This is a genomic window from Arthrobacter sp. MMS24-T111, from assembly GCF_054888995.1.
In genome coordinates this window covers 219,407-241,735 of the sequence record NZ_JBTZRO010000002.1, presented here as the reverse complement: position 1 = coordinate 241,735, position 22,329 = coordinate 219,407, and the positions used below count along the sequence as shown (strand labels likewise).

Annotated in this window: 18 protein-coding genes and 1 pseudogene; 14 read left to right on the top strand and 5 right to left on the bottom strand. The window is 61.9% G+C overall.

What is annotated here, in order from left to right:
• Positions 1-738 precede the first annotated feature (738 nt).
• The 3 genes and pseudogenes from ACX5I6_RS21035 to ACX5I6_RS21025 form a co-directional block, all read right to left on the bottom strand.
• Positions 739-5,100 (bottom strand): RHS repeat domain-containing protein, encoded by a 4,362-nt coding sequence (locus tag ACX5I6_RS21035; RefSeq protein ID WP_461841953.1) that lies wholly within the window; start codon positions 5,098-5,100, stop codon positions 739-741.
• Positions 5,101-5,514: 414 nt separating this feature from the next.
• A pseudogene (locus ACX5I6_RS21030) lies at positions 5,515-6,611 on the bottom strand (IS110 family RNA-guided transposase).
• A gap of 921 nt (positions 6,612-7,532) precedes the next feature.
• The gene (locus tag ACX5I6_RS21025; protein ID WP_461841952.1) at positions 7,533-7,682 is read right to left on the bottom strand and encodes a hypothetical protein; all 150 of its coding nucleotides are present in this window, start codon (positions 7,680-7,682) and stop codon (positions 7,533-7,535) included.
• Positions 7,683-8,082: 400 nt separating this feature from the next.
• Between ACX5I6_RS21025 and ACX5I6_RS21020 the strand changes: the two genes are divergently transcribed.
• The 8 genes from ACX5I6_RS21020 (at position 8,083) to ACX5I6_RS20985 (ending at position 14,516) form a co-directional block, all read left to right on the top strand.
• A complete protein-coding gene (locus tag ACX5I6_RS21020) occupies positions 8,083-9,339 on the top strand; it encodes an IS30 family transposase (RefSeq protein ID WP_461841951.1) in 1,257 nt (418 codons plus the stop codon).
• Between the two features lie 660 nt (positions 9,340-9,999).
• Positions 10,000-10,494, top strand: coding sequence for a hypothetical protein (locus tag ACX5I6_RS21015; RefSeq protein WP_461841950.1), 495 nt, complete (start codon positions 10,000-10,002; stop codon positions 10,492-10,494).
• Between the two features lie 15 nt (positions 10,495-10,509).
• The gene (locus ACX5I6_RS21010; protein ID WP_461841949.1) at positions 10,510-10,860 is read left to right on the top strand and encodes a hypothetical protein; all 351 of its coding nucleotides are present in this window, start codon (positions 10,510-10,512) and stop codon (positions 10,858-10,860) included.
• Between the two features lie 418 nt (positions 10,861-11,278).
• Positions 11,279-11,611 (top strand): hypothetical protein, encoded by a 333-nt coding sequence (locus ACX5I6_RS21005; RefSeq protein ID WP_461841948.1) that lies wholly within the window; start codon positions 11,279-11,281, stop codon positions 11,609-11,611.
• On the top strand, positions 11,592-11,918 hold the full coding sequence (locus tag ACX5I6_RS21000) for a hypothetical protein (protein WP_461841947.1): 327 nt from the start codon (positions 11,592-11,594) through the stop codon (positions 11,916-11,918). Before ACX5I6_RS21005 ends, ACX5I6_RS21000 begins: the two co-directional genes overlap by 20 nt.
• A gap of 89 nt (positions 11,919-12,007) precedes the next feature.
• Complete coding sequence (locus ACX5I6_RS20995; protein WP_461841946.1) at positions 12,008-12,952, top strand: hypothetical protein; 945 nt, start codon at positions 12,008-12,010, stop codon at positions 12,950-12,952.
• Between the two features lie 10 nt (positions 12,953-12,962).
• A complete protein-coding gene (locus tag ACX5I6_RS20990; protein WP_461841945.1) occupies positions 12,963-13,565 on the top strand; it encodes a hypothetical protein in 603 nt (200 codons plus the stop codon).
• A 309-nt stretch (positions 13,566-13,874) separates the two neighbouring features.
• Positions 13,875-14,516: a GIY-YIG nuclease family protein gene (locus tag ACX5I6_RS20985; RefSeq protein WP_461841944.1), complete on the top strand. Its 642-nt coding sequence runs from the start codon at positions 13,875-13,877 to the stop codon at positions 14,514-14,516.
• Positions 14,517-14,584: 68 nt separating this feature from the next.
• On the opposite strand, the gene ACX5I6_RS20980 is transcribed toward ACX5I6_RS20985, so the two are convergent.
• Entirely contained in the window at positions 14,585-15,175 is a 591-nt protein-coding gene (locus tag ACX5I6_RS20980; protein WP_461841943.1) for a recombinase family protein, read from the bottom strand.
• Positions 15,176-15,344: 169 nt separating this feature from the next.
• Entirely contained in the window at positions 15,345-16,043 is a 699-nt protein-coding gene (locus ACX5I6_RS20975; protein WP_461841942.1) for a GntR family transcriptional regulator, read from the bottom strand.
• A gap of 232 nt (positions 16,044-16,275) precedes the next feature.
• Between ACX5I6_RS20975 and ACX5I6_RS20970 the strand changes: the two genes are divergently transcribed.
• The 6 genes from ACX5I6_RS20970 (at position 16,276) to ACX5I6_RS20945 (ending at position 22,308) form a co-directional block, all read left to right on the top strand.
• The gene (locus ACX5I6_RS20970; RefSeq protein WP_461841941.1) at positions 16,276-17,442 is read left to right on the top strand and encodes a mandelate racemase/muconate lactonizing enzyme family protein; all 1,167 of its coding nucleotides are present in this window, start codon (positions 16,276-16,278) and stop codon (positions 17,440-17,442) included.
• A gap of 90 nt (positions 17,443-17,532) precedes the next feature.
• Positions 17,533-18,903: a cation:dicarboxylate symporter family transporter gene (locus ACX5I6_RS20965; RefSeq protein WP_461841940.1), complete on the top strand. Its 1,371-nt coding sequence runs from the start codon at positions 17,533-17,535 to the stop codon at positions 18,901-18,903.
• Positions 18,904-18,948: 45 nt separating this feature from the next.
• Entirely contained in the window at positions 18,949-19,950 is a 1,002-nt protein-coding gene (locus ACX5I6_RS20960) for a phosphoglycerate dehydrogenase (protein WP_223917497.1), read from the top strand.
• A gap of 36 nt (positions 19,951-19,986) precedes the next feature.
• Positions 19,987-21,066, top strand: a complete 1,080-nt coding sequence (locus tag ACX5I6_RS20955; RefSeq protein ID WP_223917498.1) for a tartrate dehydrogenase — start codon at positions 19,987-19,989, stop codon at positions 21,064-21,066.
• Positions 21,063-21,374, top strand: coding sequence for a hypothetical protein (locus ACX5I6_RS20950; RefSeq protein WP_223917499.1), 312 nt, complete (start codon positions 21,063-21,065; stop codon positions 21,372-21,374). The genes ACX5I6_RS20955 and ACX5I6_RS20950 overlap by 4 nt, the downstream gene beginning before the upstream one ends.
• Before the next feature lie 16 nt (positions 21,375-21,390).
• Entirely contained in the window at positions 21,391-22,308 is a 918-nt protein-coding gene (locus ACX5I6_RS20945) for an HpcH/HpaI aldolase/citrate lyase family protein (protein ID WP_461841939.1), read from the top strand.
• The last annotated feature ends 21 nt before the right edge of the window (positions 22,309-22,329 follow it).

Here is a 22,329-nt window from a genome sequence, read left to right as displayed (position 1 = left end):
GTGTTCGTGTCGGGCATGTCCTCGAGTGTCTTGGGCGTCCTGGCTGGGAGTACTGACCCGGGTCTAATCCGGTTGCCTCACCAAGCAATGCTGACTCGAAAATCCCCTAATGCACCTGCGGCGAGACGATATACAGCGAGACACCTTTACGAGACGTCGAGCATCTGGTTGGTCCGCTTCCCGGCACACCGTCGCAGGTCCTCCCGAAGGCCGGAGACAGTGTCTCGAAAAGCTGTGGTCTTTCGAGACAATTACCGGCCACACAGCGGCCACTTTCGTCTTCCTTCATGATGTACCGCTTGGGAGAGCCGACCCGCCGGGGTTGCCGGGTCGATGCCATCGGCGCCTGACCCGACCCGGACACTGCGGCCACGCATCGGGTGCACGTGTCCAGCACCTTAATCTGTCCACCCCCGGCCGGTCGACACGCCGCCCAAGAAGGGGTCGCCTTCCTCGGGTACTTCAGGTTCCCTGTCATTACCGGGCGCCCTATCGCCATCTTGGTACGGCAAGACCGGCTTTAGAGCCAGTCGTCCTTCCTAGAGCGGCTGTTGTCTCATTTTTTCGAGCGGTTTCGTAGTAGGTAAAAAATGTATGCCGTGACTAGCCCCATTGTTATCAGAGTGGAAAGAAGAACGCGGAGCCAGCTTTCCGGTCCGTAGAGGTACACACCAAACCCGAAGGACAGTAAGAAAACTGCTATGAACAGAGCGAGAAACAGTACCCGTTGTTTCCGGTTCAGCATTGCTGCACACCTCCTACGGCACCGGTGAACAACCCGGAGACGGTGCCAATGGCAAATCCTCCGATGGCGGCAGGAAGGCCAACTTCCGGGCCTACCACAAATCCGAAAGCCCCTAGAAGACCACCACTGATCGAGTTTTTAGCCACTTCTGACCGGATATTGCCATTCACGCATTGGACGTACGGGTCTGCGGGCCCACTTGCAGTGCCGCAAGCATTCCAGGAATAGCATCCGGTCGTGGACGAATCGACAGAGCAGACACCGTAAGCGTCGCACCAATCCAGACCCGTCGGGTCGGAGTTACTGATGGGATTCGCAGCAGTATATAGATAGCGGTTGGCTTCTTGTCCCGACGGGTCCACCTGGGTGAAGCGGCCGCGGGCGGGGTTGTAGTAGCGGGCACCGAATTTGATGCGGTTGCTACTGGTGTCGTTGTATCCGCCTGCGTAGATCCAGGGATTGACGGTTGCTTGTGCCCCGGTGGTGCTGGTTGCTTGCCCCCAGGAGTCGTAGCCGTAGGTGGCAGCTTTGGCCTGGGAGCCGTCGGTGAGCAGGATGACTGAGCCGAGCGCGTCGGTGGTGTAGTAGTAGGTGGCACCGGCACTGTCGCGCATGCTGATCAGCGTACCGTCAGGATCCCGGATAAACGAGGTGCTCGCCCCGGACTTGGTCTGCTGCGTGACACCGAGGGATCCGTTGAGGAAGCTGGTGGATCCGGCGGTTGTCCTTTCGTCGTTGCGGGTGCCGGCGTAGGTGTAGTTGGTGACGGTGGATCCGCTGGTGTTGGTGGTGAATTGGTTGAAGACGTTGTAGGCCTGGGTGGTTCCGGTGGAGCCGGCGAGGGTGGTGTTGCCGTTCGCGTCGTACCCGTACATCACGGCCCCTGAAGGGGGTGCTGCGCAGGTACCTGCGGTTGTGCCGTGCCAGCAGAGTTGGTCGGCGGCGTTGAACGTGGTGTAGACGGTGGCGGTCCCGGTTTTGGCTTCGGTGAGCCGGTTGCTGTTGGCGTCGTAGGTCCACGAATCGGTGACCGTGCCCGTGACCGATGAAGTGAGCCTGTTCAGTTTGTCGTAGGCGTAGGTGGTGACCGCGCCGGTGTCGGTGGTCATGGTTTTGCGCTGGCCGCCGTCTTTAGTCCCGTTCAGGGTGTAGGTGTAGGCGCGTTTGGCCAGGACCGCTGCGCTGGTGTTGGTCGCGGTGATGGCCGTGATCTTGCCGGCCCCGTCGTAGCTGGTGGTGTTCTTGACTCCGTTGGGGTATTTGGTGGCGGTGCGCCGGTTGGCGTTGTCGTAGTCGAAGCCGGTGCATTTGGTGCTGTTCGGGAACACCAGGGTGGCCGGGCAAGATCCGCCGGGTTCGGCCAGGGCGGTGAGCCGGTTCGCCCCGTCGTACCGGTAGGTCACGGTCCCGAGCGGGTCGACGTAGGTCAGGACGTTCGACGCACCGTCGTAGGTGACACTGGTGGTGGTCCCGCCGATGGTTTTGCCGGTGGGCCGGTTTTGGGCGTCCCACGTGTAGGTGGTGGTCCCGGCAGCGTCCACCCGGGTGGTGAGGTTCCCGGCGTTGTCGTAGGTATAGGCGACGCAGGAGGCAGGGACGCAGGTCGCGGCGTAGCGGATCTGGGTGATCCGGTCGTTGTTGTCATAGGTGTACGTGGCGGTCTGGTTCTTCCCGTCTTTCGCGGTGCTGACCCTGCCGGCGGCGTCATAGGTGTAAGTCGTGGACCCCAGGGGTGCGGGCGGGGTGACGGTGGCGACGTTGCCCGCGGCGTCGTAGGTGTAGGTGGTGTCGTTGCTGTTCCCGTCCGTGGACCGGCACAGGGAGCCGGGTTTGGCACCGCAGCTCGTGCCGGCCGCGTCGCCCTGGTAGTAGCGGCGGGGTGTGCCGCCGAGGTTGTCAGGGGTGAGGATCGCGGACGGGTTCTTGGTGTTCGGGTCGTACTGGATGGTGCTGGTGTTGCCCTCACTGCTGGTGGAGGTGTCGGGCCGGTAGTTCAGCAGTGGGTCCCCGGTCGCGGTGGGGTAGGTAAAGGAGGCCTCACCGGCGGTGCCCGTGGATCCGGCCAGCGGCGAGGTGACCTTCGTGAGCGAGTTGTTCGCGTTGTACGCCGCGGTCGTGGTCTGGGCCAGGCCGTTGGTGGTGGTGAGGCGGTTGTCGTGCCCGTCGAAGGTGGCAGAGGCGTTGTTGCCGTTCGGGTCCGTGCTGCTCATCACCCGGGTTTTGCTGGCGTCCAGGGTGTAGGTGGTTTGTTTACTGTTCGGGTCGGTCAGGTAGGAGACGCTGCCGTCCGTGTTGTGGGTGAGGGTCCAGGTGGCGGCTGCGGTGCTGCCTTGGCCGTAGGTGAGGGTGTTGACCCACCCGTCGGTGGCGTAGGCCAGGGCGGTGGTGTTGGTGCGCCCGTCGGTGAAGGAGCTGAGTTTGCCGTTGGTATAGGCGAAGGTGGTGACAGCGCCGGTGGCGTCGGTGATCTTGGACAGCCGGCCCTCTCCCCCGCCGTACTCGAGGTTCACGGTCCGGTTCAGCGAGCTGTCCGTGACCGCGGAGGGCTGGTTCAGGTTCCGGGTGTCGTTATAGACGTAGGAGACGGTGCGGCCCTGGGTGTCCGTGGTCTGGGTCAGGCGCCCATTGGCGTAGGTGTAGGTGACCGTGTTCGGGTTCGTGGTGTTCGCATCGATAGAGCGGACCAGGGCGAAGTTGGTGCCGTCGTCCTGGTAGACGTTGGTGATGCCGCTGTCGTTGAACCGCAGCTGGTATTCGGTGGTGGAGGTCTGGGTCAGGGAGGCGTTCAGCTCCGGTGCCATCGTGTACGCGCCGGCATTGTTGGTGAAGGTGTACCAGCCACCGTCCGGGGCGGTGTAGATCATGTTCCCGGTCGTGGGGTCGGCCCGCAACGCGGTTTCCAGCCGGCCCATCGACAGGGTCGGGCGGTGGTCATATCTGGTGTTGTAGCGCCAGGCAACGTTGATGTCCTGCCCGACACCCTTGATGTTGAACAGCCGGCCGGCGAAGACGGCGTTGCCGTTCGTGGGGTTCAACGCGAGTTTGCTGGCATCGGTCAGCGTGTGGGGAATCATCGAGGCTTTGCCCCGGGCCCCGGATTGGGAACCGTCGACGGTGACCGGGGGCAGCAGGTTCGCGTTGCTGAACCAGCCCTGCGAGTCGAGGATGACGTGGACGTCGCTGGGACCGGCGTTGTAGATCTTCACTTTGCCGGTTGTCGTGCTGGGCCGGACCACGACCGTGTTGGACACCGAATCCGCGGTGTAGTTCACGGTGCTGGTATTCGGTTGCGGCTCATCCGAGGGCCACACGGACAGGTTGCCGTTCCCGGTGGTGATCGGTGTGATGTTCATGGCGACGCCGGCAAGGTTCGTTGACGCGGCCGGCAGGCCGCCGACCCCGGCGATTTGGACCTCGGTGGAGCTGAAGCCCGGGATCGGCGTGTTGGTGACACGGGAATCGTAGATCCGGGACTCCACAGTGGTGAAGGCGCTGTTGGAGACCTGCCCGTCGAAATAGCCCTGAATGTCGACAAGGACATGGAAGCCCGTCGTGTACGAGGGGGTGTATTTGATATCGACCACACCGGCTGCGTTGAGGTTCAACACCGCCGCAACGGCCGTGGTGGAGGAGCCACGGAAATTGATCGTTGTCCCCGGGTCCGCCCCATTAGCGAAACCACCACCAGGCATGGTGGTGAAGGTGACCTGCGAAGGGTCTGTGTCGTTGATGACCGTGATGTTGGCAAAGACCGCCGTCGCAGTATCGGGGACGGCGCCGCCCTTCAACGTCAGGCTTTTGATCCCGCCGCCGGACCACATACCTGCCGGGTAACCGGTCCCGCTGCGTGTATCAACCGCCCGGAACGCCGGGACGGAAACGAAAGCGCCCGGCGCCGGGGTGTCCCCGGACGTGAAGTAGCCCTGGACATCGACGATGAACTGCTGCGAAGTCGTCGAATACAGTGCCAGCATCCCATCGGTTCCAACCGCGACCGCGACGGTGTTGGAGATGGTGTCATCGTTCCCGGAATACAGGTCAGTGGTGTCGTGATGGCGTGCAGTGTTCGGCACCAGTTGGGCAACGTTCACGCTGGTCCCGCCAACGACCGTCAAACTCACCAGCACCGTGTCCACGCCCGTGGTGGGCACACCGGCCCGGCCAAGAATCTGGAATGGCAGCCACGTCTGCGCCGGCACGGGCCCGGTAATCCCTCCCACACCGGACCGTGTGTCCAACGCACGTCCTTGGACCGGGACGAAGACCCCGGCCTGGACCGACGGCGTCGACTGCGCCGGCACCATGGCCGGGGCCTGAACAGGTGCTGCAGCAAGCCCTGCAGATTCAGCGGTCAACGGGGCGGCGAAAGCCGGAGCAGACAGCCCCGCGACCATGACACTCAGAGCAACAACGGCGGCGATAACCAGTTTGGCGGTGAGAAGACCAGCTGAGACTGGCCGAAAAAGGGCAGAGCGGATCGAGCGCGGAACAGTAGACATCCCCCAAGAACTTTCTACGAATGATCCGCGGCAATCCCCAGTTCACCGAACGCCCGAACCCCCAACGAGTGATGCCCCGACGCTAACCGTCACGGCAAGAGCCAGCAATGATCTTGATCAAATCCTTGGACAAACCTGAGGAAAACCCCACCAGCATTCCAGCCGCTCATGCATCACCATCACCTCCAAGGTTGCACTCAAGACCTCAAAGCCCTGAGATTGTAGAGCCGCCCACCATTCAGGGTGATGTCGGTGGTACGCACCTTCCCGCTAAGAAGCTGAACCAATCAACGGAGCAGCGGCAGGTTCCGCGGCCGCATACAGGGTATTGAGTTGGCGGTAGAGGGTCCGGGCGAGGTAGCGCTTGAGGGATCTTCGGATTTCGCGGTAACTGCGCCCTTCCTGAGTGCGCTTAGCGACGTACTCTTGTGTTCCGGGGTCGTGGGTCATCCGAGTCATGGTGATGGTGTGCAAGGCCCGGTTGAGGCGCCTGTCACCGCCCCGGTTAAGCCGGTGCCGTACAGTGTTGCCGCTTGAGGCAGGCAATGGATTTACCCCTGCCAGCGACGCGAAGGCAGCTTCGCTGCGAACCCTTCCGGATGCGACCACGCGGTCAGGACAGTCGCGACCGTGACAGCGCCGGCGCCGACCATTTCCAGCAGCGGCGCAGCTGGGCTTTGTTGGATTAGTTCCGTCATGCGTTTCTGGTTCGCAGCCAACTGGGCGGTCACTTCGAGGACGCGGCGTGCCAACCGGACGGCTTCCTCACGCGCGATTGACAGTTCGATTGGTTCCTGCCTATCTCGCCACCTGGCGATCGTTGCGATCTGAGCGGGAACCAGCGGTTTACGGGCGTCGATTCCGAGATCATGGGCCCGGAGCAAGGCAAGGAGCGCGTTCGCATTCAATGTTCGATCCCGGGTCAACTGATCCCGCGCGGCGCTCAGAATCCTCAGTCCGGCCCGGGCTCCTTCACCCTGTCGGGGAGCACGGAGCTGGGACTCCTCCAGCCCTAGGACGGCGGTTCCGATGGCGACCGCGTCCAGGGGATCGGACTTGCCGAGCCACCGGCGGCCGCGGGCGTTCATCCGTGGAGCCTCGGCTACCTCGTAGCCGGCCTCGGTTACGGCCTTGGCAAGACGGGCCCCGTAGGTGCCGACACCTTCAATTGCCCATAAACACCCCATATCGCCATCCGTCCTCCGGCCTACCCAGGCCAGTGCACGGGAAATCCCTGCCGGGGTCGTAGGGAACTGTTCGCAGGCGACTTGTCGCTTGGTGCTGGCCTCAATGACGGCGAATGTGTGGGTGCGGGCGTGACAGTCCACGCCGATGACAAACGGGTTGGTCTCGGCAACAAGAGTCAACGCTGCCACCCTCCTTCCTTTCGAACGGACAGAGAATTGCCGCATCACGGCCGGCATCTAACCCGGGAAGAGTCACCTCGAGGCAAAACTGTGATGAGCCACAACCAAACAAAAAGGCTGGGCAAGCTTCTAATCAAGCCACCGACGTGGGACAGGCCAACGCCGGCCGCTCCACCCAGCGCGGACATGTCGGGGGAAACGCACCCACAAGAGGGCAAATTGTTTTTCGAGTCACGTACCAGGCAGAACGACCGGCACCAACACTGCCAGCTAGTCCCAGACCAACCACGTCAAGACTCACAGTTGTTTTTTGGCTGCTGGCGAAGCTTGCGGAGCTGTGCACGTGCAGGCCCGTCTACCCGCAGGGCAAGACCCGGGAAATCTTCGGAGGAAATAAGCGACGAAGGAGCGCCGGAGAAGACTTTCCCGGGCCGCAGGCCCCGGAGGAACGAAGGGGCTAGAGGGACCGGAACGGGCACGTACAATCCGAAGGACAGCAGCCAAAAACGTCGTAGACAAAGCAGGGCCAGGGGGTCCGGAGCTCTGCGACGGCGCACCCTGGACCCAACAGCCGGCCGCGCCAGCGGACGCCCAACAAAGTGGTTGAAGCGCAGCGGAAACCAAGGCGTCGTCAAGAGGGCGCTTTGCTCCCCCCGCGCCTGGCTCCAGGCGGGCAGTGCCGAGAGGCGGACCCACGGACTGTGGCCCGCCTCTCGCTTGTTTTATGTTTCCTGGTCCTTCCGGGTCTTGGCGGTGGCGCGGTAGGCGGTGATGGAAGCGCCAAGTGCTGCCAGGGAGAGCACGAAGTTGATGATGGTCAGTGGCTCCATGATGGTTTCCTTATCGTTGAACAGGACTTAGTCTGGGAAGGAGCCGGTGGCCGCAGCCTTGCGGTTACGACCACCGGGTTCGTAGCTACACCTACTTCCTTGCTTTACGCTTACGCTTCCGAGTTGCCGCTCGGGAGCGTTTGCTCGTTATGAGCGCGTTCCGCGTGGAGAGCAGAGCGATGACAGCTGTCATCAGGCTCACGACCGCTGTCGCGAGCTTGATCGCTTCGTCGATGCTCATGTAGCCACCTCCTTCCTGCCCCGCCGTGCGAGGCCCCCGCTGTCGCGGCCGGTCGAGGGTGGGCCGTCAACCCCGAAGAGTGCGCGGGGAAGCCCGCGAAATAAGGGAGCCTTGGCGACCGCGTGGGATTGTCCGTGTACGTGGGTTGATGGGTCGGGCCCCCGGCCGGCTACGATGAGCGGCCTTGTACGGAGAACAACCCAGCCAGATGTAAGGGAAAAACAAGCATTTACAGGCCGGAGCGCAGCGAAGGACCGTCTCCTGGGCGCAGCGCAGCGAAAGACCAGGGCTCTTAGCCCGGGTTATGCCCATTGGCGGGCAGGTGGAGCCCTCCGCACAGCTCAAAGCTGGGCAGCTTCTCACGAACGTCGCAACACCAATCTGAAAGAGGTGTTGGATCATGCGCAGTTCGACGCGCCGATCGCGGAAAATGGGCCCAGAGGGCTTGGTTGAGAAGAAGCCCTTGTACGTTCAGCTCATGAAAGAAGGCCACTCCAACTCGGCAGCATGCAGGATTCTTGGAATCCACAAAAACACGGGCAGGCGTTGGTTGCATGGACGCAACGGGGTCGAGGGTCTGGTGCAGCAAGGCTTGGACCCGAGACCTGGTAAAGCGGTTCCTGCCACAGGTGGGCCCAGCCGCTATTTGTCAGAGAACGAACGCATCTTCATTGCCGACCGGTTGCTGGCTAAAGCGAGTCTTCGATCTATCGCCCGCGATCTCGGCCGGCCACCCTCCACAATCAGCAGAGAGCTGGCTAGAAACCGACCGGACTCACGTCGCTATCATCCGTTCCGCGCCCAGCAAATGGCACAGAAGAGAAGGCCACGACCCAGGCTGGCAAAGCTTGCTGGGGATGATGAGCTCGGGGACTACGTCGTGGCCTGTCTATCGAAGCGGTGGAGCCCTCAGCAGGTCTCCCAGGCCCTGAGGGAACGGTTTCCTGGAGAAAAGCACCGGCACCTGGCTCATGAAACGATCTACCGTGCGCTCTACCAACTGAGCATCCGCCCCGTTCCGGCGGGGTCTGCTCGCCTGCTGCGTTCGGGTAAGTTCAGCAGGCGACCCAGGTCCAGGACCAAGGTGAAGCCACGCCAGTACATTACTGATGCTCTGAAGATCGGAGACCGCCCAGTCCACATTGCCACCAGAGAGGAAGCTGGCCATTGGGAGGGTGACCTCATCATGGGGAAGGGAAACAAATCAGCGATAGTGACGCTGGTTGAACGCTCTTCTCGACTCCTCGTCGCTTTCGTTCTCCGTCCAGGGAGCAGATCCGACAACATCCGGGACCAGCTCATCGAAGTGCTCGGTGTCATGCCGGCTACCTTGCGGAGGACGTTGACGTGGGACCGGGGATCAGAGATGGCCAAGCACGCCGAGGTCACAGCTGCGCTGGGGACGCTGGTCTACTTCTGCGATCCGGCCAGTCCCTGGCAGCGCGCATCCAACGAGAACGCCAACGGCCTACTTCGTCAGTACTTTCGGAAGGGAGATGACCTAAGCACCATCAAACCGGCGGATGTACTCTTCGCCGCGGCGGAGATCAACAGCCGCCCCAGATCTGTGCTGAATTGGTCCAGCGCATCCGCCAAGTTCGCGACTTATCACGCCGCGGCGGCCAAGTTGGCAGGATCCGGTTCCTCCGTCTCGTAAGGAGATCCTTTAGCCAAACGCCCCGATGCTCGAAGCTTGTCCCGTCGAGCGCTAGTCTCACTCCATGAAGCGTCGGTGGGCACTACTCCTTGCAGTCGGCAGCGTTGTCGCAGTGTTGGCAGTCATTGCTGTGATTGGCGGCGTGTCCCGTGTTCCCCGTGTGTGCCCAGCCATTGGTTATGCCTATACGGGTCCCGTTGAGTTAGTGTTTTCCTCCGCGCCGGCGTCGGTTGCGGCTTGTTTTGGGGAAGGGTGCGTGCCTGAGCCGGTGGCACAGAATGATGAGCGGAAGTGGCTGGTGCCCCAATCCGCGCCTTACCTGATCGCGCCGGTAAGCGTGACTTCGATCCACGTTAAGGCCGCAGCTGCGGTTGGCGGCCAAACCGCGGTTGAACTGCCAGTAGAAACTGAATCCACCGGAGAACATCCCTTCGGAGTTGGATGTGGGGGGCCTTTCAGGTTCAAGCCCGTTCAGGTCACCTTTAACTGAGGACGTCGGCTAAAGGATCCGCCACTGGGAGTCGGGCAAGTGAGATCTTCGGTGTGTTGAGGGCAGAAGTGGCTTCCGCGTGTTGGAAACCTTCCCGGACTGGTGTCCAGGTGCGATGCTAAAGGCGCGAGCACCGCTTATAGCGGTTGCAAAAATTGGGGGACAAAAACATGCAACGGAACAATCCGAAGAATGCAGCGCCATCATATGCCAAGAGAATTTTTCTCCCGGTTTCCGGTTTGGTTGGAGTTGCTGTTATTACACTGCTCTGTGGCTGTTCGACTTCCGATCCGCAGAAGGCATCAAATGCTGCTTCGCCGGCTCGGACGGGAGCCAGTCAGGCTGCTGCACCACCTGACTCCATTCCCAGCGCAAATGGCCGGGAAAAGACTGCCGACTTCAAGACAGCAAAGAAGAACGCGCCATGGTTGGGCAAAATCAAATCCGTAACCGAAACCGAAGCGGGCAGGATTCGCATCGAAACCAGCCTCGTGGATCCTCGCGGCGCTGACGGTGGCGAGGAGGCCAAGAGCGCGATCGCCATCTGCGAATCAGTAGTCTCTCTCTTCGGTCCGAGCTACGTGTCGGTTCTTGAGGATGATGGCACCAATTTCGTCCTGTTCGGACACCCCTCGGTACCTAGGGGTGCTTGCGCTGAAGTCTGACTAGGACGAGGATCTATGGATTTAGCTGGACACATCGTTAGGGAAATTGATCGCTACTGGGCGGATGAGGTGAATATTCTCGGTTACTGGCAGGACGGGCCGGCTACGGTCTGGGTTGTGTATCGCCGCACTATTGACCCCACGGTGGTGCTGGGACGTCGGCTCGCATTTCACTCAGAGGCGGCGGATGGCACCGTTGAGGGCTTTGCACGTGATGTGGCCATAAACATGGCCGAGCCAATTGGTCGTGCCGCCAGCCGTCCTGATCAACACGGGGTTGTCTGGGTGGGCGTTCCCAAGGACCGCCGGATCCCTGAGCCTCCGAGCGAGGTCTTGCAAATCCTGAGGAACAATGAGTCCAGCTAGCTTCCGATTCCTAATGTCCGAGATTTCGAGAGGCTAGTACCTGCATCAGAGCGCTGTCCTCGTTCGCTCCACCCAGCCCGTAAGCCGGTCCCCCACGGGCCGTTTCAGAGCAGGGATTCCTGGAGAAGGCCAATGAGTCTTACTCATCCCACAAGACTCGCCTGCAAAATTACCCGGTGACGGCGCCCGAAGGGCCACCCTCACACCCGAGAGTAGTACTGGTATTCGATCCCCGAATCAGCAGGTATGTTCAAGGCAACCCCCTGTTGCAACGTCCATGAGAAACCGCCCTGTCCCCACTGGGTCTAAGCCGGGGGCCTCGTTGTCGTACCTCTCCCCCATGATGAGAGCCGGCGGCCAGCACCATGGCCGCCGTTCTTTGGCGTGTCTATTCGAATATATGTTCTAAGGTTGTGGTATGTCCTCCGAGAGTTTTGCGGCCGCGCTGCAGGCGCAGTACGCACGGCGGGCCGGCCCAATCGGACTGACCGCGGAAGAACTCGATTTCGAGCACTTCCCGGTCAAGAACGGGTACCCAGGCATCCCGGTAAAGGCGTGGATCCGGTTCCCGAACTGCGCCGAGCTGGTAGACGGCGAAGTCTTTGCCTGGACAGCGAAAGCAGCCGAAGTGACATGGAAGGACGGGCCGGTCACGTACCGGACCTGGGTGTGGAGCTCGGCGGTCACCCGCCGGGAGGACATGATGAACAGGAATTTGGGAGAGCGGACCCGTGGCAAGAACAACAACTGACAAACCCCTGGACGTCCCGGTCCAGGTCCGATTTACCGCGAAAGGCATACCCCTGGCCGTCAGATATGACGACCGGATCTGGGCCGTAGCCGCCGAGCCGGTGCGCTGGTTCACCCGCTCGGACTGGTGGAACACCGCTCAACGGGCACCGGTGGGCTGCGGCGACCTGGTGAGCGTCGAGCACTGGCAGGTCCAGGTCCGCCTGACCTCTACCTCTGCGCTGCGCACGTTCGAGCTGCGCCGCGACCCGCTGTCGGAGCAGTGGGTGCTGGCTGGCATCACGGACGCAGGAGCTGCCGCCGCCTAAGCCCGACAGGGCCTTGGCACGGGTCGACTATGCGGTTCAGGCTCCCGGCGATTTTGTTGCCAGCCTTCGGATCTTGGGAGAATCAGCACATGACGACTGATGTGCTTTTTGGGGTTCCATTGGCCCGCGTTGAACCTGGCGACTGGGACTGGACCGCCTGGGGAACGATCGCAACCGCCGTTGCGGCGATTGTTACCGCGGTGACGGTTGTGTTCGTAGCGTTTCAAACCCGGGCGACACGAAAAGCGGCAAACGAGGCTAAACGGAGCGCCGATGCTGCGAACAGTGCACTCGATTACGCTCGTCAGCAGCATCTTCAGTCGTTATATATGACCGCGGAAACAGTCAAAGCTCGGATAGATTCGGAAATGCCTCGTTTGCTTATCGAAGAGGCAAAAGTGCTCCCCGAATGGACAGTGGATGGCGGCTCACCGCCGCCCGAGGCTTTTTTTGAACCAGCCGACCGTCGGAGGCAGATTCAGCACAGGATCAGAATCCGAATCAAGAACGACGGCCCGCGGAGCGCGAAGCTGCTCTTTAGCGAGCCGATGAAGTATCAGGTTAATGGTGAAACCGAAGGAATACAGCAGCACTCGGTAACAAAGGACAGTGTCCCAGTCGGCATCGGAGAAACACTGGTGGGTGAGTTCACTCTTGCCAGGCCCGCGGCATTCTGGATGGATGCTCATGCATCCAGAGCTCAGGGCAGAGTACCTGACGACTACCCGCAATTCTTTATCAGGTACCTGACCGATGCAGATACGGGAGCGCACGAGAACCACACGATCACACTTTCCGGCGAAGCCCTGAAACCAGATGCTACTCAAAACGGGCGTTGGTTCCACCGTCCCGAGAATGAGTTCAATGGCGAAACCAGCGAATTTGGTGCGTTCGTGGAACCGGCTCGGCGGATGTATTTCCTCTCTCGTGTTCGAAATGAAGCGCTTCCAGAGCTTTCGTGGGAGGAGATATCCAGGACACCCCAACCTCATGAAGGGCCGACAGGGGCATCTGCAGGAAACCCCGGGATCTAGACTTGAGGCCATGATCAGTGCCGAATTGACGATCGGCGGTCTTGCCGTTGGAGATGTTGCCACGTGGGTCGGTGCAGTGGCCACCAGCGGTGCACTCTGGCTGGCGATCCTCGGCCTGCGGAATGAGCGACGCCACCGAATCGCTGCAGAGAATGCAGCAACGGAGCGCGCACACCGCTCTCAAGCTGAATCCGTCTTCGCCTGGTATGCGGGTTTTACTCCAGGTACGGAGCCCGCGCCTGCCGGAGGATACGACTCCCTGATTGTGCGTAACGACTCCAACCTGCCTGTATACGATGCTGTTGTAAGCCTCGTCCTCGTCCAAGGCGCAGGGGCACGGACTAGCGAGCAACTGGCAGAGCACCCGCACCTCAGCTTTACCCTTCGCAAGGAAACCTTTGTAATTCCGCCAGGAACATGGCGATTCCGCATCGTCGAGGGATGGAGGGGGATGAGTGCCCGCGCCGGTGCAGAGGTCGCGTTTAGGGACGCGAGAGGTAGCTCTTGGGTGCGTCGAGCTGATGGGGTGCTGGAAGAGCTTCGGGAAGGGCCGTTTGAACATCTGACCGTGTCGCGCCCGATCAACGACTACGAGCTGGAGCCGGTCCTCTAATCCAACGGTGAGGGTGCCTTGAATGCTTCACAGTTCCCTGTCCCACTCCCTTAGAAGCGGGACGTTCGTGGGTGGGCGCCCGTGGCGGTCAGTGCCGGGCGTCGCAATTGGGTCTCCAGAGGAAACCCACTGCAGGACGTCCAGACCGACGCCTAGACTTCGGGTATGTATACGGGGGGAATGCCGGTTGATGAGTGGACGCCCTTGCGTCAGATGCGCCGGACTCAGAAGTCTGGCCCCCGGCCGGTTATTGAGCACTTCGGGGAACGTCTGAGGCAAAGCAAGTTCGGTCACCAGCTGACGCGTGAAATGTACGCCATTCCGAACAAGAAGCCTTCGGCGGTAAGGCCGCGTGAGCTCGTGGGCGAGGCATTCTGGGCCTCACAGGCATGGGCCTACGAGGACGAGGGGCATACGGTCCTTTCAGATGACTTCTGCCGGCAGCAGCGCGATGACGCGCTGGAGAACTTCGACCTGAACATGGCCTTTTTTGCGACGCTCCGGCCCGATGCTTTCGAGGCTGCCCTGGCCGAGATGCTGGCCAAGAACAAGCAGCTGCGGGAGGTGACTGATTTGAAGACTCTCGACTGGGAGGAAGGCGCCTACGTGATGGTGCTGGACAGGTACCGGCAGGCCTACATCGGCCAGGCCGTGGATATGAGGGCACGCATCCGCAGGCACTGGACCGCCAATAAGCAGTTCGACCGGCTCCTGTGGGGCCACAAGCACCAGTCGGTCCTCTCGGTTGACTCGTTCCGGGCCCTGGACACGACCAGGATCTTTGCCGCGAAGACCATCAACGCGGACCGGCTCGAGCGAAGGCTGGTGAAGAACTTCCCGCCGGACTTCCTGCTCAACCGCATCGAAGGCGGAAAGTTGAGTGCTGTACGTGGGGCATTCATCGCCACTGAGGTCAAACGGCGGCAGCTGGTTGTTGAGCCGGGATTTTGAAGTGCCCGAGAACTTGCCGGGTCGCGTAACCTTTGCGTCCCATAAGATGTCCCAAAACTAGGGGCGCGTTACGCGGCTTCGGACTCGACTTCTGGGACGTCGTTCCTGCTAAGAGCCCGGGTCAGTGAGGAAACGCTGACGCTAAGCCGCTCAGCCGTTTCCTTCAAAGTCTTTCCTTCGCTGCGCAGCTGCCGGGCCGTTTCCAGTTTCCCTGGCGTCATCGACCGCGGGCGGCCGCCGAGCCGGCCTCGCGCTTTAGCTGAGGCCAACCCCGCCTTTGTTCTTTCCGACAGCCGTGATCGTTCGTATTCCGCAAGGGAAGCGAACATGTCAAAGATGAGCTTGCCGTGGGCACTAGTCGTATCCAGCCAAGGTTCAGCCAGGGAACGGAAGCCTATCCCCCGCCTGCCCAGCACTGTGACGATGTCCGCAAGGTCGGAAGTACTACGGCCTAGCCTGGTCAAGTCCGCGACCAACAGCACGTTGCCCGGCTGCAGGTAGTCCAAGCAGTCCTTCCATCGTGCCCTTGCCTGGGTAGCCCCGGACGCGTACTCCTGAAAGACGCGGACTGCTCCGGCCGCTACCAAGGCGTCCACCTGCGAATCGAGCGATTGACCACGAGTACTGACCCTCGCATAGCCGACGATGTTCCTAGGCACGTCAAAAACCCTCTCATAACCCTTTTGACCGAATTTCTTTTCGGCAACCAGTTTTGACTAAGAGTAGGTGTGACTCGCGGCGCTAAATGGCGGCATTTTCGCGACACTAAATGTCGCCCCAGATGACGTTGCGAATGAGGAAGCTCGGACCCAAAAAGCCGGCGCGGTTTTAGGCGGTTCTCTCAAGGTCGGACGGGGATTCGTTCTCCCGCTCCTCCAAGGCGCCTGTCACCGATGCTGTGAGGCTGTTTGCGATGTGGGTGCGAGCGAGTTCTGCCGCGCCGGGCCCGTCTCCCGCGGTGACGAGTTCAAGGATTTGGTGGTGCTGGTTCAGGTCGATGGTGCGGGGCTCGTCACCGGAAGGCAGCTCCAGGCCGATGCGCCGGTAGCGGTCGGACTTGTCCCAGAGGTCATCCAGGAGCTTGATCAGGGTTGTGTTGTGAGAAGCAGTGTAGACGGCGCGGTGGAAGTCGCGGTGAGCGATGATGGCGTCTTCGCCCCAAACGCGAGTGACGGGGAGTAGTTTTTCGGCGGCCGCCCTGATGATGGCAATGTCAGCGTCGGTCCGGCGGTAGGCGGCAAGTTCCGTTGCGGACGGCTCCAGGGAGAGCCGTACTTCCAGCAGTTCGCGGGCTTCGGCGGCGCTCATGTCCGCCACCTTGGAGTCGCGGTGGGTGTCCATGATGATCAGCCCCTCACTCGAGAGCCGGCGGATGGCTTCACGCAGGGGGGTGATGCTCATCTGCATGTTTTCGGCCAACTCGTATTGAGAGATGCGCGAGCCGGGGGCTAAGGCGCCGGTGAGGATCATCTGACGCAATTCGCTGTACGCCAGGCTGCCCTTGCTCGAAAAGACGTTGGTACTCATCTGCCGCTCCAAATCTGTGGGAGCGTTGCCCCCGTCCCGCTAAGTGTAGCCCTCCAATCAACATCTTATAAGAAATCTCGCCTGCGGGCTTGTGCTCCGGGTCACGGGCCGCTAACCTCGATTCAACGTCTTATAAGATATTTACATCCCCCACTCGCCGGATACGCGGCCAGTGCCGTGGCCTGAGTATCGATCTTATAAGAAATAAGATCCGACCAAGAGAGATTCAAAGATGAAAATCGTTTCCGCCCACGTAGGCACCATCCCCATCAGTTCCTCCATCCGGAACGCGTTCATCGACTTCACCAAGATGGACTGCACCATCATCGCGCTCGTCTCCGATGTGTTCGTTGACGGCAAGCCGCTGGTCGGCTATGGCTTTAACTCCAACGGCCGCTACAACGCGACGGGCATCCTGCAGGACCGCATCCTGCCGCGCCTGATGGATGCTCCTGCCGAAGACCTTCTGGATGAGAACGGCGAACTGTCGCCGGAGAAGGCATGGGACATCATGATGTCCAACGAAAAGCCCGGTGGCCACGGCGAACGGTCGGTGGCCGTGGGTGTGGCCGACATGGCCCTGCACGATCTGGCAGCCAAGATCGCCGGTGTGCCCCTGTACCGCTGGATCTCAGATCACTACGGTGACGGCAACCCGGACAAGGACGTCTTCGTGTATGCCGCCGGCGGCTACTACGCCCCGGGCAAGACCCTCGAAGACCTCCAGAACGAAATGCGTGGGTTCCTGGACCAGGGTTACAACATCGTCAAAATGAAGATCGGTGGCGCCGACCTGGCGGAGGACCTCCGCCGGATCGAAGCCGTCATCGAGGTCCTCGACGGCGACGCTTCCCGATTGATGGTGGACGTCAACGGCAAGTTCGACCTGGACACCGCCCTGGAATACGGCAAGGCCATCGATAAGTACGGACTGTTCTGGTACGAAGAAGTCGGCGACCCGCTGGACTACGCCCTGAACGCCGCCCTTTCCGAGCACTACAAGAATCCGATCGCGACCGGCGAGAACCTGTTCTCCCTCCAGGACGCCCGCAACCTCATCCGCTACGGCGGCATGCGCCCGGACCGGGACTTCATCCAGGTCGACCCGGCACTGAGCTACGGCCTCACCGAATACCGCCGGATCCAGGACATGCTTGCCCAGCACGGCTGGTCCTCCCGCCGCTGCATCCCGCACGGCGGACACCAGTTCTCCCTGCACATCGCCGCAGCCCTCAAGCTCGGCGGCAACGAGTCCTACCCCGGCGAATTCCAGCCCACCGGCGGCTTCACCGACGACGCAGTCGTCGTGAACAGCCGCGTAGCCCCCGGCGACCTGCCCGGCATCGGCCTGGAAGGCAAGGCCGAGTTCTACAAGGTCCTGCGCGCACTGCACCACTAAGAAACGCCGCATGGTCCCGGGCAGCAGATCTGCCCGGGACCAGGCAACCACCCCCAACTTTTCTGGCTGACGTGCAAAGGAGCACTCAAGATGTCCCACACTGTGCAGGACCACCACCATTCCCCACACCCTCCCAAGCAGATGTCCCGGTTCGGGCGCCTGATCCGTGAACTCTGGTTCCAAGTGCTCCTGGGTGGAGTCCTCGGCATCCTCGTCGGTATCTTCATCCCGCAGGTCGGTTCACAACTGACCCCGCTCAGCGACTGGTTCATCGCCCTGGTCAAGATGATCATCATCCCGGTCGTCTTCTGCGTCGTGACCCTCGGCGTTGCGTCCATGGACAGCCTCCGCAAGGCAGGACGAATCGGCCTAAAGGCCCTCGGCTACTTCATCGTCCTTTCCCTGATTTCGATGCTCATCGGCCTGGTGGTGGCGAACGTCTTCCACCCCGGCGAGGGCATGAACATCGACGTCTCCAAACTGAACGCCGACAAGATTCCCGGCGCCGGCAAGAGCTTTGACGGCATCGAGTTCGTCAACGGCCTGATCCCGGCATCCTTCTTCGGTGCCCTCACCAGCAGCGCCATCCCGGCCGCACTCCTTGTCTCCATCGTCTTCGGCGCAGCACTGAACCTCTCGGGCGAATCCGGCGTCCTGCTCACCGGCGGCATCCGCGCCCTGTCCACCGTTATCTTCCGCATCGTTGGCTGGCTCATGCGCCTGGCACCCATCGGAACCTTCGGCGCCCTCGCCGCAACGGTGGCCAAATACGGGGCCACCAGCCTTCAGCAACTCGGCTTCCTGATCCTGCTTTTCACCGCCACATGCATCGTTTACGTCCTGGTCGTTCTCGGCATCATCGCCCGGACGTGCGGGCTGAACATCTTCACTGTGATGCGCTACTTCAAAGACGAGCTCCTGATTGCCCTGGCAACGTGCTCCAGCGAAGCTGTTCTCCCTCAGGTCATGAAGAAACTGGAAAACATGGGCGTCGGCAAGCCGACCGTCGGCATCGTCATCCCGTCCGCGTTCTCCTTCAACCTCGACGGATCCGCGATCTACCTCACCATGGCATCCGTCTTCCTGGCCCAGGCAGTCGGGATCAACCTCTCCTGGGAACAGCAGCTGGCCATGGTCGGCATCATGATGATTTCCAGCAAGGGAACAGCCGGTGTCGCCGGCGGAGCCTTCATCGTGCTCGCCGGCTCCCTCGGAGCCGTCAGCGCGATCCCAACCGCCGCTCTGGCCCTCATCGTCGGTGTTGACCGCCTCCTGAACGAAGGCCGCGTCTTCATCAACGTCATCGGCAACGTGCTGGCAACAGTCGTCGTCGGCAAATGGGAGAAAGACTTCGACCTGGAACAGGCCCGCAACGTAATACACGCGTCAGGCCAAAAGAAGAACGAACTCCCTGCCAGGACGCCCGAACACCTCGAAGCCGACACCGTCGACGCCCACTAAAACCCCGGCAGGGCCGCCGCACACTATGCGGCGGCCCTGCCACGTGTGCCACCCCGCACAGCACCAACCCACCGCTACACCGACGAGGAACACACCACCATGGCCCGGCGCATACTCATCACCACCGACTACCTCCACGAAGGAGATGCCGTCGACCAGCTCCTGCGCGACCACGGATTTCATCCCGTCTATTCAGCCGCCACCGGCCCGCGGACCTTGGAAGAACGCCGCAGATTGTTCGACGGTATCTCCGGCGCGATCCTCGCCAGCGAACCCGTCACGGCCGACATGCTCGCTGACGCGTCCTCCCTCAAAGTCCTTGCCCGCAGCGGCGTTGGATACGACTCCATCGACCTACAGGCAGCCACCGGACACGGCATCAGGGTCTGCAACGCCCCGGGAACAAACCACCACTCAGTCGCCGAGCTGACCATCGGCCTGATCATCAATGCCGCACGCCACCTCACCCAAGTCACCGCCGCCGTCCGTAACGGGCAATGGCCCCGCGAGGCCGGCCGCGAGCTGCACGGATCCACCCTCGGGATCATCGGCTACGGACCCAGCGGGCGAGCCACAGCGGACCTCGGTATCGCCCTGGGCATGAACGTCCTGGTCAGCACCTCCCATCCAGACCCCCAGAACACCTCGATTCAGTTCACGGACCTCGACACGGTCATTCGGGACTCTGACTACCTCTCCCTGCACACCCGCGCAGGTCACGCGACGAGAAAGCTCCTCGATGCCTCCCGGCTGCGGGCCATGAAACCCACTGCCGTCCTCATCAACACAGCCCGCGGCTCCCTCGTGGACGAGGAAGCACTGGCCAAAGCATTGTCCGATGGCAGCATCGCAGCAGCTGCGCTGGACGTCCTCGACTCAGAACCTTTACCCGGCGACAGCCCCCTCCGAGGCCTGGACAACGTACTCATCACCTCCCACCTCGCCGGGCAAACAGTTGAAGCCCGCGTCCGGGCCGGACTGGCAGCCGCACACGCCGTCATCGACGTCCTCGAAAACCGCGAACCGGAACACCCGGTCGACCGCTAACCCCAAACACCCGACAAAGACGAAGAAGGTTCCCTGATGTCGAAACCCCACCGCATCGCAGTCATTCCCGGAGACGGAATCGGCACAGAAGTCGTACCCGAAGGCCTGCGCGTCCTGGACGCCGCAGCCTCAGCTTTCGACCTCAACCTCAAATACGAGCACTTCGACTACGCCTCCGCCGATTACTACACCCGGCACGGAAAGATGCTCCCCGACGGGTGGTTTGAGGAACTGCACCAGTTCGACTCCATCTTCTTCGGCGCCGTCGGCTGGCCCGACGTCGTCCCTGACCACGTATCGCTGTGGGGAAGCCTGCTCCAGTTCCGCCGCCATTTCGACCAGTACGTCAGCCTGCGCCCGGTCAAGCTCCTTCCCGGGGTGCCCAGCCCCCTCACCGGGCGCATCCCGGGCGACGTGGACTTCTACGTCGTGCGCGAAAACACCGAAGGCGAATACTCCAGCATCGGCGGGAAAATCTTCGAAGGCACCGACCGCGAAACCGTGGTCCAGGAAACCGTCATGACCCGCACCGGCGTGGACCGGATCCTCAAGTACGCCTTCGATCTCGCCCAAAGCCGGCCCAAGAAGCACCTGACCTCCGCCACGAAGAGCAACGGAATCTCCATCACCATGCCCTACTGGGACGAACGCGTGGAAGCCATGGCGAAGGGCTTTACGGATCTGAAGGTGGACAAATACCACATCGACATCCTCGCGGCGAACTTCGTCATGCACCCGGACTGGTTCGACGTCGTCGTCGCCAGCAACCTCTTCGGCGACATCCTCTCCGACCTCGGACCGGCCTGCACCGGGACCATCGGCATCGCCCCCAGCGGCAACATCAACCCCGAACGCAAATTCCCCAGCCTCTTCGAACCCGTCCACGGCTCAGCCCCCGACATCGCCGGGAAAGGCATCGCCAACCCCATCGGCCAGATCTGGTGCGCCGCAATGATGCTGGACCACCTGGGGGAACCCGAGGCCGCAACCGCCATCACCACCGCCATGGAAACCGTGCTCGCCGATGGACATCAGGCACTCACACCCGACATGGGCGGCAATGCCACCACAAAGGAACTGGGCGAAGCTGTGGCATCGGCCCTGACTGCATCATGACCTCCTCGACCGGCCCCAGCAACGGGCGCACACCCGCCGTCGGAGAGCGGATCATGCTCCGCCAGCACCTCCACTGGCGACGGCTCATAGGAGCGACCGTTCAGATCCGCCAGCACGGCCAACTCATCCGCACCGGAATCGTGGATGATGCCATGGCGGACTCCACAGCGCTCTGGGTCGCAGGGGACGCCACCCAACCACGCTCCATGTACGAATCCGCACACGGGATCGAAGTGTGGGCCCACCCGGAAGAGGCCGAAGACGGGATCTGCTACCGGACGACATCGACAACATCATCACAGAACTGACCTAGCATGGAGACCCATGACCCAGCCCACCTACCTGCCCCAAAGCACCGACGACACCTCCTACTCCACCCCGGTCCTAAGGAACGTGCTCCCGGGCGTCGTCCTTGAACGCAATATCCCCGCAGAGATCGCCCGTTCCTGGCTGCTCGTCAATGCCATGAAGCCGGAGCTCTTCGACCAGTCGGCCGTGTCCCGCGCCGATTCGATCATCCTGGATATTGAAGATGCCGTGGACCCGTCGCAGAAGGACCAGGCCAGGGCCAATGTGGTGGACTGGCTGACCGCCGGCGGCCAGGCCTGGGTCCGGATCAGCGCCGCCACCAGCCCGTTCTGGGCCGATGACCTCGCGGGCCTGCGGGGCACCCCGGGCCTGTTGGGGGTCATGCTCGCCAAGACCGAGTCGGCTGACCAGGTGACCGAGGGCTTCCACCGCATGGACGGCAAGACCCCTGTGATCCCGCTGGTGGAGTCCGCGGTCGGCATCGAGGAAGCCAACAACATCGCCAAGGCCCAGGGCGCGTTTCGGCTGGCGTTCGGTTCCGGTGATTTCCGCCGCGATACCGGCATGGCCGCCACCCCGGAGGCCATGGCCTACCCGCGCGCCAAGCTGGTCGTCGCCAGCCGCGTGGGCAACCTGCCCGGCCCCATCGACGGCCCCACCGTGGGCACCAACCACCCCATCCTGCGCGAGCAGACCGGCATCACGGTGATGATGGGGATGACCGGTAAGCTGTGCCTGGCCATCGACCAGACCCCGGTGATCAACGAGGTCATCAGCCCCACCCCGTCCGACGTCGCATGGGCCACCGACTTCATGAACGACTTCGAAGCCAACGGCCGCGTGATCCGTGACGGCTCCGACCTGCCCCGCCTGGGCCGCGCCGAGAAGATCATGAAGCTCGCCGTAGCCTTCGGCGTGCACCCGGCGCACTAACCTCCGTTCCCAACACGGACG